This window comes from Streptomyces sp. MAR4 CNX-425 (assembly GCF_048656465.1).
Lineage (GTDB): Bacteria > Actinomycetota > Actinomycetes > Streptomycetales > Streptomycetaceae > Streptomyces.
This window is the reverse complement of sequence record NZ_JBMDLF010000004.1, coordinates 439,235-452,423: the sequence shown is the minus strand read 5'-3', so window position 1 is coordinate 452,423 and position 13,189 is coordinate 439,235. Positions and strand designations below refer to the sequence as shown.

Annotated in this window: 11 protein-coding genes; 2 read left to right on the top strand and 9 right to left on the bottom strand. The window is 75.2% G+C overall.

From position 1 onward, the window contains the following. The first annotated feature begins 95 nt into the window (after window positions 1-95). Window positions 96-731, top strand: a complete 636-nt coding sequence (locus ACHZ99_RS14960; protein WP_420305047.1) for a TetR family transcriptional regulator — start codon at window positions 96-98, stop codon at window positions 729-731. Between the two features lie 347 nt (window positions 732-1,078). Continuing rightward, window positions 1,079-1,621, top strand: a complete 543-nt coding sequence (locus ACHZ99_RS14955) for a DNA-binding response regulator (RefSeq protein ID WP_420305046.1) — start codon at window positions 1,079-1,081, stop codon at window positions 1,619-1,621. Window positions 1,622-1,680: 59 nt separating this feature from the next. Here the strand turns inward: ACHZ99_RS14955 and ACHZ99_RS14950 are convergent, their stop codons facing one another. The 9 genes from ACHZ99_RS14950 to ACHZ99_RS14910 all read right to left on the bottom strand — a co-directional run bounded on the left by ACHZ99_RS14950 (window position 1,681) and on the right by ACHZ99_RS14910 (window position 12,930). Further along, on the bottom strand, window positions 1,681-3,207 hold the full coding sequence (locus ACHZ99_RS14950) for an amino acid adenylation domain-containing protein (RefSeq protein ID WP_420305045.1): 1,527 nt from the start codon (window positions 3,205-3,207) through the stop codon (window positions 1,681-1,683). Next, window positions 3,204-4,340 (bottom strand): acyl-CoA dehydrogenase family protein, encoded by a 1,137-nt coding sequence (locus ACHZ99_RS14945; RefSeq protein ID WP_420305044.1) that lies wholly within the window; start codon window positions 4,338-4,340, stop codon window positions 3,204-3,206. Before ACHZ99_RS14945 ends, ACHZ99_RS14950 begins: the two co-directional genes overlap by 4 nt. Before the next feature lie 533 nt (window positions 4,341-4,873). Further along, window positions 4,874-7,498: a polynucleotide kinase-phosphatase gene (locus tag ACHZ99_RS14940; protein ID WP_420305043.1), complete on the bottom strand. Its 2,625-nt coding sequence runs from the start codon at window positions 7,496-7,498 to the stop codon at window positions 4,874-4,876. Then, a complete protein-coding gene (locus ACHZ99_RS14935; protein WP_420305042.1) occupies window positions 7,495-8,979 on the bottom strand; it encodes a 3' terminal RNA ribose 2'-O-methyltransferase Hen1 in 1,485 nt (494 codons plus the stop codon). The genes ACHZ99_RS14940 and ACHZ99_RS14935 overlap by 4 nt, the downstream gene beginning before the upstream one ends. 56 nt (window positions 8,980-9,035) lie before the next feature. After that, window positions 9,036-9,962 (bottom strand): homocysteine S-methyltransferase, encoded by a 927-nt coding sequence (gene mmuM / locus ACHZ99_RS14930; protein WP_420305210.1) that lies wholly within the window; start codon window positions 9,960-9,962, stop codon window positions 9,036-9,038. 8 nt (window positions 9,963-9,970) lie between these two features. Continuing rightward, window positions 9,971-10,333: a nucleotide pyrophosphohydrolase gene (locus ACHZ99_RS14925; protein WP_420305041.1), complete on the bottom strand. Its 363-nt coding sequence runs from the start codon at window positions 10,331-10,333 to the stop codon at window positions 9,971-9,973. A gap of 37 nt (window positions 10,334-10,370) precedes the next feature. Continuing rightward, complete coding sequence (locus ACHZ99_RS14920; protein WP_420305040.1) at window positions 10,371-11,165, bottom strand: SDR family oxidoreductase; 795 nt, start codon at window positions 11,163-11,165, stop codon at window positions 10,371-10,373. A 29-nt stretch (window positions 11,166-11,194) separates the two neighbouring features. After that, window positions 11,195-12,439, bottom strand: a complete 1,245-nt coding sequence (locus ACHZ99_RS14915; RefSeq protein WP_420305039.1) for an AAA family ATPase — start codon at window positions 12,437-12,439, stop codon at window positions 11,195-11,197. Window positions 12,440-12,558: 119 nt separating this feature from the next. Continuing rightward, on the bottom strand, window positions 12,559-12,930 hold the full coding sequence (locus tag ACHZ99_RS14910) for a cell division protein SepF (RefSeq protein WP_420305038.1): 372 nt from the start codon (window positions 12,928-12,930) through the stop codon (window positions 12,559-12,561). Between the last annotated feature and the right edge of the window lie 259 nt (window positions 12,931-13,189).

Genomic DNA, 13,189 nt, shown 5'->3' with positions numbered 1-13,189 from the left:
GCGGGCACCGGGACGTCCCGGCCCGGGGCGGGCTCCCCCGCCCGTCCCGGGCCCGGTGACCGCGGGAAACGGGGAAATGGGAAGATGGACGGACCATGGGCAGAGGACGTACCGGTCGCAGACCCGGGAACCAGGACACGCGCGGCGTCATCCTGACGGCCGCCCGCGAGGCCTTCTCGCAGCGCGGCTACGACGGGGCCTCCATCAAGCAGATCGCGACCAGCGCCGGTGTCGACGCGGCGCTCGTCCACCACTACTTCGGCACCAAGGAGAAGCTCTTCCTGGCGGTCGTGCGGCCGCCCATCGACCCGGCCCTCCTCATTCCGCAGGTCCTGGCGGGGGGACCGGAAGGGGTGCCGACGCGCATCGTGAGGACGTTCCTCCAGACCTGCGAGGGCCCGGTCACCGGGCCGGCGTTCCTCGGCATGCTGCGTGGCGGCACCTCCCACCGCTGGCAGGGGCTGCTGCTGCGGGACTTCTTCACCACGCAGATCGTGCGCCGGGTGCTGGACAACCGGGAGGACATCGGCGATCCGTCCTACCTGCCGCTGCGCACCTCGCTGGTCGCCAGCCAGCTCTTCGGGCTGGCCCTGACCCGGTACGTACTGAAGTTCGAGCCGCTGGCCAGCGCGCACCAGGACGCCGTGGTCACGGCGGTCGCACCGACCATCGCCCGTTACATCGCCGGCGACATTACGGCAGAAATCGAATCCGGGAGTTCCGGAGCTTGACGGAATCCGCACTTCCTGAATCCGTTTCCCGTTTGTTCACCGCCTTCCACTTTGTCTTCGTTCCGCCATCATTATCCACGGCCGATCGCCCCTGATCACATTCCCGGTCCGTCGCAATCACAAATTGTTGCGATTCCACTTCCCGGACGGCGGGCATACGCTGGCTTCCTTCAGCAGTGATCTGTCAAACCAGCGGGGGCCTCGCCATGACGCAGGGCGCGATCACACGTGTCATGATCGTAAATGATCGTACAGTAACGCGAGCCGGCTATGAGTCACTCTTCGAGAAGTATGTTGATTTCGAGATAACGGGGGAACCACGCGACCTGGAAAACGCGGTCGCCGGAATGATCTCCGCGGAGCCCGACGTCGTGGTCGTGGACCTCCCCCCGCACTCCTTCGACGTCGTCGAGACGGTGCGCTGCCTGGTGTCGGCGGCGAAGAGCGACATCGCTCCCGTCCTGGTCCTGATCGACCAGCTCGACGAGCGCGTCCACGGCCTGCTCCGGGTCGGCGCCCGGGGCCTGCTGCTCAGCCAGGCCAGCCCGGCGGAGATCATCGCGGCGGTACGCCTCGTCGCCGCGGGATATCTGCTCGCCCTCCCCACGATCGTCAGGGCCGGTATGGACCAGGCCGTCACGGCACCGGACGGCTCCCCGGAGGACCCGGCGGCGTTCTGCCTGGAACACCTGACCCGGCGGGAGGCGGACGTACTCCGGCTGATCGCCCGGGGACTGAGCAATGCGGAAATATCGGCCGCCCTGTTCGTCAGCGAAAGCACCGTGAAGTCCCATGTGCAGCGCATGCTCGACAAGCTGAAATTAAAAAACCGCGTACACGCCGTCATCTACGCGTACCAGGCCGGCCTGGTACAGTCCGAGCTCATTTGATTCGGACCGGCGGCCGATGCGGCGTCCCTCTCCTTCCGCCCGGGCTGAGGGACGCCGGCTCATCCGTCCCACCCGGAGGATATGCCGCCCGCTATCCGGCGCTTGTCCATCTTCCCGTTCGGCGTCCGCGGCAGCTCGTCGACCAGGTGCAGCACGTCCAGCACCATGGAGGACGGCAGTCGCTCGGCCGACCACAGCTTGAGCCCCAGCAGCGTCGGCGTCCGGCCCGGTACGGCCACCGCCACCGCGTGCAGCGCGGCTTCGAGGCCGGTGCCGACGACGACGGCGGCGACGTCCCCGACGTCCGGATGGGAGCCGATCACGGCTTCGATCTCGCCCAGTTCGACCCGCTGGCCGCGGATCTTCACCATCTGGTCGCGCCGGCCCAGATACTCCAGGTTGCCCTCCGGGTCGAGGCGCACCAGGTCGCCGGTGGCGTACGCCCCGCTCTGCGCCGGACCGCCCCAGTAGCCGAGCATCACGGACGGCCCGGTGACCCGCAGCTCGTACGCCCCTTCGGGCCCGCCGCCGTCCCGCTCCAGCGGCGCCAGCTCCAGCTCGTCGCCGGACGCCGCCGTCCCGATCGGCAGGGGCGTGGTGCGCTCCAGGTCGGCGCCGGTCACCTCGTAGGAGGTGCACACGTTGGTCTCGGTCGGGCCGTACCAGTTGAAGATCCGCACGTCCGGCCAGTGGCGGCGCAACCGCTGCGCCAGCGGCAGCGGGAACGGCTCGCCCGCGACGAGGCACACCCGGAGCCCGGGCGGCGCCTGTTCCTCCAGGAGCCCGCCCTTGGCCGCCATCAGCGTGAGCGCCGACGGCACCGAGTACCACACGGTCAGCTCCTGCTCCATGAGGAGGCGCACCAGCTGCTCGGGGGCGTAGGCCAGCTGCTGCGGGATCAGGTGCACCGAGGCGCCCGCGTGGAAGGCGGCGTACAGGTCGAACACCGACAGGTCGAAGTTGAAGGGGGCGTGGTTGGACAGCCGGTCGTGCGGGCCGATCCGCAGCATGTCGGCGGCCCAGACGACGAAGGCCAGGGCGTTGCGGTGGCTCAGGCACACACCTTTCGGCTCCCCGGTCGAGCCGGAGGTGTAGAGGATGTACGCCGGGTCGTCGGGCGTCAGGGGCGCGGGCGCCCCGGCGCCGGGGGCGGGCGCGTCGGCCAGCAGCGCTTCGAAGGTGACGACGGGCGCGGCCGCGAAGCCCGCGCCGGCCGCCCGCCCGGCCCCCTCGGCGTCCGTGAGGACGAGGGCCGGCGTACAGCCGTGGCAGATCCGGGCCAGCCGCGAGGGCGGGTTGGCCTCCGTCACCGGGACGTACACCGCGCCCAGCCGCAGGCAGCCCTGCATCGCGGCCACGAGCTCAAGGCTCTTGCCGGCCCACAGGACCACCCGGTCGCCCGGCGCGACCCCCCGGGCGGCGAGCGCGCCGGCGTACCGCCCGGCCGCTTCGTCGAGCCCGCGGTAGCTCAGCTCCCCCTCGGGAGCCCGCACGGCCGGCGCCTCCGGCGAGCGGCGCGCCGCCCGGGCCACCAGGTCGTGCAGCAGCACCGGCCCGCCCGGGGGCGTCTGCCCGCCGCCCCTCACAGCCCCAGCTCCCTGGCGACCAGTTCCTTCTGGATCTCGGAGGTGCCGGAGAACAGCACGCTCGGGACCGCGTCCCGCAGTTCGGCCTCGATGCCGTCGTCCGCGAGGTACCCCCGGGCGCCGAAGACGCGCACCGCGTCGAGCGCCGAGGCCACCGCCCCCTCGGAGGCGGCGAGCTTCGACAACGCCACGGACATGCGGGCGGGCTGCCCCTCGTCCATCTCCCAGCAGGCCCGGTAGAGCAGCAGCCGGGCGGACTCCAGCCGGGCCGCCATGTCCACGATCCGGTGGGAGACCGCCTGGAAGTCGGCCAGCCGCCGCCCGAACTGGCGGCGTTCGCGGGCGTGCGCCACACAGCGCTCGACCAGCCGGGCCGTCATCCCGACGTACCCGGCGAACAGGCAGGCCCGCTCCCAGCCCATCGAGCGCTGGAAGACGGCCGCGCCCGTCCCGGGCACGCCCAGCACGTGATCGGCGGGGACGTGGCAGTCGTCGAACGTCACCGTGCCGGCCGGTGTCGAGCGCAGCCCCATCTTGTCGAACGGCTCGCCCACCGCGACCCCTTCGGTGTCGGCGGGCACCACGAACGCCGTCTGGCCGAGGTGGCCGCTGTCCGGGTCGGTGGTGGCGTACGCGACGAAGACGTCGGCGGCCGGGGCGTTGCTCACGAAGCTCTTGACGCCGCGCAGCCGGTAGCCGCCGGGCACCTCGGTGGCGGTGACGGCGAGGCGGGAGACGTCCGAGCCCGCCTCCGGCTCGGTCATGGCGTTGCCCGCGATCAGCTCGCCCGAGCACAGGCCCGGCAGGTAGCGGGCGGCGAGGGACGGCTGGGCGTGGTCGCGGATGGGCACGACGCAGGCGAAGAGGTGGGCGCCGGCGGCGAAGACGAGGCCGGTGTCGGCGCATCCCTCGCCCAGCGCCTCGAACAGCCGGGCGGTGTCCAGGGCGCCGAGTCCGAGGCCCCCGTGCTCCGCGCCGACGCAGGCGCCGAGCAGCCCGAGCCTCCCCAGCACCCGCCAGTCGGCGCGGTCGAACGGCTCGCGCGGCCGGCCGCCCGGGGGGAACTCGTTCCGCACGGCCTGACGGGTCTTCTCGTAGCGGCTGTGCTGGTCAGCCGTCCAGCCGAACTCCAAGGGACACCCCCGTGCGTCGTCTCACCTGCGCGGTCCATCCGGCCTGCCGCGTGCCCCGCGGCCGTCAATTCTCTTTCACCAGTGAATTGCGCGGCCCAATTTCGCACCGCGCCGCGGGATGCGCAAGAAAACGTGCCGCCGCGCCGCCGGCGGGGCGGCACTGGGTACCAAGTGCCCGCGGGGCGGCGTGCTCCGACCCGTCGCATGCCCGGCCACCAGCGGGAACGCGCCCGCCGCCGCCGCTGTCCGGCGGCGCGTTGCCGCGCCGCCGGACACGTGGGGTCACGCCGCGGGTGATTCCGTGACAGGGCGCTGGCCTCCCACGATTCGGCCACGCGCCGATCCGGACCCGCCGGCCGAACACGTGGAGTGATCCCTCCCGGAGAGGCAAGGACGGCGCACCGGCACTCATCCCTTCGGCCCCACCTCGTTCTCAGGGGCCAACGGCCGGCCGCCGGCCCCCCGCGCCTTCGTCCTTTCGGCCCAGGGGCCCGCGGCCGGGCGCGCCGCGCGCCGCCCGGCGCGCGGCGCGGTCACAGCCGCGGGTCCACCGGCTCCGACTCCAGCGCCAGCACCGCGAACACCGCCTCGTGCACCCGCCACAGCGGCTCCCCCGCCGCCAGCCGGTCCAGCGCCTCCAGCCCCAGCGCGTACTCGCGCAGCGCGAGGGAGCGCTTGTGCCCGAGGTGGCGGTTGCGCAGCCGGGCCAGGTTCTCCGGGCGGGTGTACTCCGGGCCGTAGATGATGCGCAGGTACTCCCGGCCGCGGCACTTCACGCCCGGCTGTACGAGCCGGCCCTCCCCGTTCCGCACCAGCGCCCGCAACGGCTTGACGACCATGCCCTCGCCGCCGGCCGCCGTCATCTCCTGCCACCAGGCAACGCCTTCGGCCACCGACTTCTCGTCGCCGGTGTCGACGTACCGCCGCCCGGTGCCCAGCAGCAGCCCGGTCGCGTCGCCGGCCACCAGCCGGTCGAGGCGGGCGAGCTGGGTGTCGTGCGGCTCGGTGGCCAGGTTGCGGCCCGCGACGGCGAGCAGCTGGAACGGGGCCAGGCGCACGCCGTCGAGGCCGTCGACCGGCCAGCAGTAGCGGCGGTACGCGGCCGAGAACGCCTCGGCGTCGGCGGCCCGCCCGCGCTGCCGGGCGAGCAGCGCGGCGAGGGCGGCGGTCGGGTCGGCGTCGGCGTCGGGGTGCGCGCCCGGGGCCGACGCGGCGCGGGCGAGGCGGGTCTGCGTCGCCGCCAGCGCCGCCAGCGCGTCCGGGAACACCGCGCGCGACGCGGCGCCCACCGCGGCGTACTGCTGCCGCAGCAGCCCGCCCGCCTTCACCGACCAGGGCAGCAGCTCGGCGTCGAGGAGCAGCCAGTCCGTGTCCAGCTCGTCCCAGAGCCCGGCGGCCGCCGCCGCGTCGCGGACGCGGGCGAGGACCTGCTCGGTGCGCTCCTCGTCGGCGAAGAACGGGCGGCCGGTGCGGGTGTACAGCGCGCCGGTCACCCCGGAGCCCGCGGGCAGGCCGAAGCGCTTCTCCGCCACGCCCGCGTCCCGGCAGACCAGCGCCACGGCGCGGGAGCCCATGTGCTTCTCCTCGCACACCACCCGCGCGACGCCGTCCGCCCGGTACGCCGCGAAAGCCTCCGCCGGGTGCTCCAGATACCCATCCGCGGCGGAGGTGGCGGTGGGCGCCATCGTCGGCGGCAGGTGGAGGAGCAGCCGCGGGTCGACCGCGAAGCGGCTCATGACCTCCAGCGCCGCCGCCGCGTTCTCCTCCCGTACGGCGACGCGGCCGTGCTGACCGGTCTCCACGACGCGGCGGCCGTGCACGTCGCCGAGGTCGAGGGGGCGGTCGGGGGTGCCGTTCCGGGGCGGGTCCGTGCCGGGGCCGGGTGCCAGCGGCTTGACGGGCTCGTACCAGACGCGCTCGGCCGGCACGTCGACCAGCTCGCGCTCCGGCCAGCGCAGCGCGGTCAGCTTCCCGCCGAAGACGCAGCCGGTGTCGAGGCAGAGGGTGTTGTTCACCCAGACGGCCTCCGGCGTCGGGGTGTGGCCGTAGACGACGGCGGCGCGGCCGCGGTAGTCCTCGGCCCACGGGTAGCGCACCGGCAGGCCGTACTCGTCGGTCTCGCCGGTCGTGTCGCCGTAGAGCGCGAAGGAGCGGACCCGGCCGGAGGCGCGGCCGTGGTACTTCTCCGGCAGCCCGGCGTGGCTGACGACGAGCCGGCCGCCGTCGAGCACGTAGTGGCTGACGAGGCCGTCGACGAACGTCCGCACCCGCTCGCGGAACCCGGGCTCCGCCGCCTCCGCGCGCTCCAGCTGCTCGACGGTCTCGGCGAGGCCGTGCGACACCTTGACGTTGCGGCCGTGCAGGAGGCGGCCGAGCTTGTTCTCGTGGTTGCCGGGCACGCACAGCGCGGTGCCCGCGGCGACCATGCCCATGACGCGGCGCAGCACGCCGGGGCTGTCCGGGCCGCGGTCGACGAGGTCGCCGACGAAGACGGCGGTGCGGCCCTCGGGGTGCACCCCGTCCTCGTACCCGAGCCTGCTGAGCAGCGTCTCCAGTTCGCTCGCGCAGCCGTGCACGTCGCCGACGAGGTCGAACGGGCCGGTGAGGTGGGTCAGGTCGTTGTACAGGCGCTCGCGGACGACCTCGGCGGCGTCGATCTCCGCGGTGCCGCGCAGGTGGTGCACGGCGCGGAAGCCCTCGCGCTGGAGCCCGCGCAGGCCGCGGCGCAGCTCGCGGCGCTGCCGCGGGATGACGTGCGCGGGCATGCCGGCGCGGGCGGGTCGGGCCGCGTTGCGCTCGCGGCAGACGCTCTCGGGGACGTCGAGGACGATGGCGACGGGCAGCACGTCGTGCTCGCGGGCGAGCCGGACGAGCTGGCGGCGGGCCTCGGGCTGGACGCTGGTGGCGTCGACGACGGTGAGGCGGCCGGCGGCGAGCCGCTTGCCGGCGACGTAGTGCAGGACGTCGAAGGCGTCGCGGGAGGCCGACTGGTCGTTCTCGTCGTCGGCGACGAGGCCGCGGCAGAAGTCGGAGGAGAGGACCTCGGTGGGCTCGAAGTGCCGGCGGGCGAAGGTGGACTTGCCGGCGCCGGTGGTGCCGATCAGGACGACGAGGCTGAGGTCGGGGACGCCGAGGCGGCGTCCGGTGGTGTCGCTCATGACGCCTCCTTCGGGGTCGTGGCGTGGTTGTCCGTTCCGGTGCGGGTGAAGACGGCGAGCTGCGTCGGCGGGCCGACCTCCGGGTCGTCCGGCCCCACGCCCTCGTACGCCACCGTGTAGCCGAACCGCGCCGCCACCGGCGCGGCCCAGGCGCGAAACTCCGCCCGGGTCCACTCGAAGCGGTGGTCCGCGTGCCGGACGTGGCCGGCGGGCAGGGACTCCCAGCGCACGTTGTACTCGGAGTTGGGGGTCGTCACGATCACCGTCGCGGGGCGCGCGGAGCCGAAGACGGCGTACTCCAGCGCGGGCAGCCGGGGCGGGTCGACGTGCTCCACGACCTCGCTGAGCACGGCGGCGTCGTAGCCCGCGAGCCGGCGGTCGGTGTACGTCAGCGCGCTCTGCAGCAGCGTCACGCGCGCCGCCCGGCGCTCACCCATGCGGTCCAGCCGCAGCCGGCGGCCGGCGGCGGCGAGGGCGCGTACGGAGACGTCGACGCCGACGATCTCGGTGAACCGCGGGTCGTCCAGCAGCTCCTTGACCAGCTGGCCCTGGCCGCAGCCGAGGTCGAGCACCCGGGCCGCGCCGGCGGCGCGCAGCGCCTCGGCGATGGCGGCGCGGCGCTGCACGGCGAGCGGCACCGGCTTCTCCTCGGTGTCGGTGGTCTCGTCGACGGCGTTGTCCAGCTCCTCCGGCTCGGCGTCGTCGGACTCGGCGAGGCGGGCCAGCTCCAGCCGCTCCAGCGCCTCGCGCGCCAGGGACCAGCGGCGGGAGAGGTAGCGGCCGGTGATGAGGCGCTGCTCGGGGTGGTCCTCCAGCCAGCCCTCGCCGGCCCGCAGCAGCTTGTCGACCTCGTCGGGGGCGACGCCGTAGTGCTTGGCGTCGTCGAGGACCGGCAGCAGCACGTACAGGTGGCGCAGCGCGTCGGCGAGCCGCACCTCGCCGTCGAGGGCGAGCGAGACGTACCGCGAGTCGCCCCAGTCGGGGAAGGCGGGGTCGAGCGGCACGGCGTCGGCGGTGACCTGCCAGCCCATCGGGGCGAAGAGGCGGTGGACGAGCTCCGGGCCGCCGCGGGCGGGGACGGCGGGGACCTCGACGCGCAGCGGGAGCGGCCCGGCGGCGCGCTCGGGAAGGGTGCGGCTGACGCCGGTCATGGCGGTGCGGAAGACGCGGCTGAGCGCGACGGCGAGGAGGGAGGAGGCGGCGTACGGCCGGTCGTTGACGTACTGCGCGAGGGCGGAGTCGGGGCTCCGGCCCTTGCCGTTCCCGCCCTTGCCCTTCGCGGCGCGCACGAGGCCGACGGGGTCGACGTCGAGGAGCAGCGCGGCGGTGCAGCGGGCGGTGCTCGCCTCGGGGTAGAAGACGTGGGCGGTGCCGCGCGCGGTGGCGAACTCCTGCGCCCGGTCGGGGTGTTTGTGCAGGAGGTGGCCGAGGTCGGTGGCGGGCGCGGCGTCGGTGCCGGTCGCGGTGATGGTCAGGAACACGTGAGCGAGTATTTCGTGCGGGGCGGCGCGCGGGCCATCGGTTTAGCGGCGGGGCGTCACCCGCCGGACGCGCCGCCGCGCAGCTCCGCCGCCAGGGCGGCGATGCCGTCCGGGCCCACGCGGCAGCAGCCGCCCAGCACCGCGGCGCCCGCGCGGCGCCAGGACGCCGCCGCGGCCGGGTCGAACGAGCCCGGGCCGCGCCAGTCGCGGGCGGCCGGGTCCCAGCCCTCGCCGCTGTTCGGGTACGCCACCACCGGCTTGCCCGTGACGCGCGCCGCCGTCCGGACCGCGTACGCGACGTCCTCCGGCGCGCAGCAGTTGACCCCCGTCGCCACCACCCGCTCGTCGTACGCGGCGAGCGCGAAGGCGTCCGCCAGCGGCTCCCCCGCCCGCGTCGCCCGGCCCGCGACCGTGTACGTCAGCCACAGCGGCACCCCGAGCCCCGCCGCCGCCCGCAGCAGCGCCGTCGCCTCCGCCGTCCCCGGCACCGTCTCCAGCGCCAGCACGTCCGGCTCCGCCGCGGCCAGCACCTCCAGCCGGGGCCGGTGGAACCGCTCCAGCTCACGGGCGCCCACCCCGGCCCCGTACCGGCCGTGGTACTCCGAGCCGTCCGCCAGCATCGCGCCGTACGGGCCCGCCGACGCCGCCACCCACACCGGCCGCGGCGCCGCGTCCGCCGCCCGCCGGGCCAGCGCCACGCTGCGCGCCAGCAGCCGGGCCGCCGCCGCGCGCCCGGTGCCCCGGCGCGCGAAGCCCTCGAAGGTCGCCTGGTAGCTCGCCGTCAGCAGCACGTCGGCCCCGGCCCGTACGTAGGCGGCGTGGGCGGCCGCGATCTGGTCCGGGTCGTCCGCGAGGAGCCGGGCCGACCACAGGGCGTCGCGCAGGTCGCAGCCCTGCGCTTCGAGCTGGTTCGACAGGCCGCCGTCGAGGACGAGCGGCGGCCCGCCGGCCGCCGGGCCGGCCACCGCCTCGGCGAACGACAGGCCGGGTCTCACGCCCCCTCCCCCGCCGCCCGCCCGGGCCGGGCCGCCCGGGGCGGCGCCGGGAAGCGCTCCTCGTTGCGGTCGATCTTCGCCGCCAGCGCGGCCAGCGGGTCCACCCCCGTCGCCGAGCAGAACTGGAGCAGGTACGCCAGCACGTCCGCGACCTCGTCCGTCACCCGGTGCGCCGCCCCGGGGTCCGCCATGATCCGCGCGGACTCCTCCGGCGTCAGCCACTGGAAGATCTCCACCAGCTCCGCGGCCTCCACGCTCAGCGCCGCGGCCAGGTTCTTCGGGGTGTGGTACTGCTCCCAGTCCCGCGCCGCGGCGAACGCCGCGAGCCGCTTCTGGAGCCCCTGCACGTCGTCCGTCATGCGCCCCTGTCTACCACCCGCGCCGGACCCCCGGGCGCTAGTGCACCCACCGCCGGAAGCCCGACTCCGCGTCGACCGTGTTGCCCGTGATCGTCGCCGCGTCGTCGCCCAGGAGGAGCCGGACCACCGCCGCCGCCTCGTCCGGCGTGTTCCACCGCCCGCGCGGCAGCGCCCGGCCCACCTGCGCGGTCAGTTCCGCGTCCGCCCAGCCCGTGTCCGTGGGGCCGGGGTTGACGCAGTTCACGGTGATGCCGCGGTCGACGAGGGCGTCGGAGAGGGTCAGTGTCAGCTGCTGGAGCGCGCCCTTGGTGGCGGCGTACGGGATCTCCCCGCTCATCGGCGCCAGATGCTGCCCGGAGGTGAACAGCACCACCCGCCCGCCGCCGCGCTCCCGGCCCGCGGCCGGGTCGTACTGCGCCGCGTACTCCTGGACCAGCAGCAGCGTGGCCCGTACGTTCACCGCCCAGCACAGGTCGAGTTCGGCGGCGGTCAGGCGCTCCAGGCCGTACGGGGAGCTGCGCGCGTGGTTGACCACGAGCGTGTCCACCATCCCGTGCCGCTCCCGCGCCGCGGTCAGCAGCGCGGCGGGCGCGTCCGGCCGGGCGAGGTCGGCGACGGCGTGGTCGATACGCTCCGGGTCGCCGCCGAGGGCGGCGACGACGCTCGCGGTGCCGTCGAGGTCGGAGCCCCAGGACATCTCGTCGTCGTGCGCCGGCCAGCCGTGCACGAACAGCCGCGCGCCGTCGTCCGCCAGCCGGCGGGCGATGGCGAAGCCGATGCCGCGGGTCCGGCTCACACCGGTGACCAGGACGTTCCGGCCCTCGATGGGCATGTGCGCTCCGTTTCGCCGTCGTCGGGTGTTCACGGAGCACTCTCCGGGCCCGGCGCGCCGTCCGCAACACCATTCCCCGCGGGCCGCGACGGCAGCGCCACCGCCGTGGCGCCCTGCGCCGCCGCCAGCGCCGGGTCGCTGACCGAGCCGACCACCCGGATGTGCCCGCGCTCGCACATCCGCCCGCACAGCGCCACCAGTTCCCGCGCCTGCCGGGTGTCCAGGCTCCGGTCGATCCCGTCCGCCAGCACCGTCAGCGCCTGCCGCGCCGCCGGCACCTCCGCCGCCTGGTCCACGGCCAGCACCCCCGGCCCGGTGAGCAGCACCAGCGCCAGGGCGAGGTAGCGCAGTTCGCCGTCGCCCAGGGTCTCGGCGGGGGTGCCGGGCCGGTCCGGCGCGCGCTGGAGCACGGCCCGGACCAGGCCGGTGCCGTGCGGCTCGGTCGTCACGTCGTGCAGCGGGCCCGCGCAGCCGCCGCGGACGGCGTCCACGAGGGCGGCGTGCCGGGTGCCGCACTCGTCGCGTACGCGGTGCAGCACCGCCGGCAGGTTGCGGCAGTCGGCGGTGAGCTCCCCGCCGTCGCGGGGGACGGCCGCGGTGGCGCGCATCAGGGCGGGGTGCGGGTCGCAGAGGTAGACGGAGCGGAGGGCGACGACGGCCTGTTCGGCGGCGGCGAGCACCAGCTTCTCGCCCTCCGTGCGGCCCCCGACCCGCAGCGGTAAGAGGGCGGTGCCGAGCCGGTCGTCGGGCAGCGGGGCGCGGGTGACGGGGGCGGGGCCGGCGGTGTACCACGCCGCGTCCACCCGGTCCCGGCCCGGGTCGCGCAGCGCGGTGGACAGCAGGGTGCGGCCGGCGCCGGTCAGGCGTTCGCCGACGATGCGCAGCTCGGGTTCGGCCTGTACGGCGACGTCGAGGTGGACGTCGCCGAGGGGGCCGCGCACCGTGCAGCCGAGCCGGATGCCGCGGCGGCCGGCGGCGTCGGGCCGGGCGCGGTGGGGGACGCAGGCGGCGGCGCCTCCGGAGACCGGCGCGAACGCCTCCGAGAGGCCGGCCCCGGAGCCGAGCCGGGCCAGGACCCCGTACGCCTCCAGGGCCGCGGTCTTGCCGCTGCCGCTGCCGCCGGTGAGCAGGGTGAGGGCGCCGAGGCGGAGGCGGGTGCCGCGGTGCGACTTGAAGGCGGACAGCCGCAGTTCGGTGATCGTGGCGCGCTCGGCAGCCCGGCGGCGGCGCCCGGCGGGGGGCGCGGGGGCCGCGCCCAGCGTGGGGGAGGTCATGCGACGGGACGGTATTGAGCGCGCCGGCCGCGGAACCGTTCCGGCAGCGGCACCTTCCCCCGTTCGGGCGAGGACCGGCGGATCCGCCGGGGCTCACCCGAACGGGCGCGGTAAAGGGGTCAGCGGCCGGCCAGCGGCTCGACCTCGGTACCGACCGGGGCGAGCAGGAAGACGTTGCGGTCGACCCGGTGCATGCTGCTCTGGATCCCGAAGGTGACGCCGCTGGCGAAGTCGAGGACGCGCTTGGCGACGTCGATCTCGGCGCCGGTGAGGTCGAGCAGCACCGGAATCTGCGCTATCAGGTACTCGGCGACGCGCCGCGCGTCGGCGAAGACCTGGCAGCGGATGACGACGAACTGCCGCTGGTCGGCGGCGACCTCGCCGTCGTCGAGCGCTTCGTGCCCGGTCCAGGAGGGCCATTCGTTGCCGCGCAGCGGCACGACCTCGGCGAGCCCTTGCCACTGCTCGTCGGTGACGTCATGTCCGGTCAACGTGCCTCCTCGCAGTTCTCCGTGCTCCCCGTGTGGACACCGCGCGATTCTATCGATGGGCCGAACGGGTGAGCGCGCAGGGACACACGGGCAAACCGATGTTCTCCCCCCAGTGACTCCTCGGGGCGGGCAAGCAAATCCGAGGATTGACTTGGGTGTTGGGGGCGGCGGACGATCGTCCGGGATCCCAGGCGGCAACCCGGCCGGGGCCCCGCGCCGTACGGCCGGCGGCGCGCGGAGCCCGGCCGGGTGCCGACCG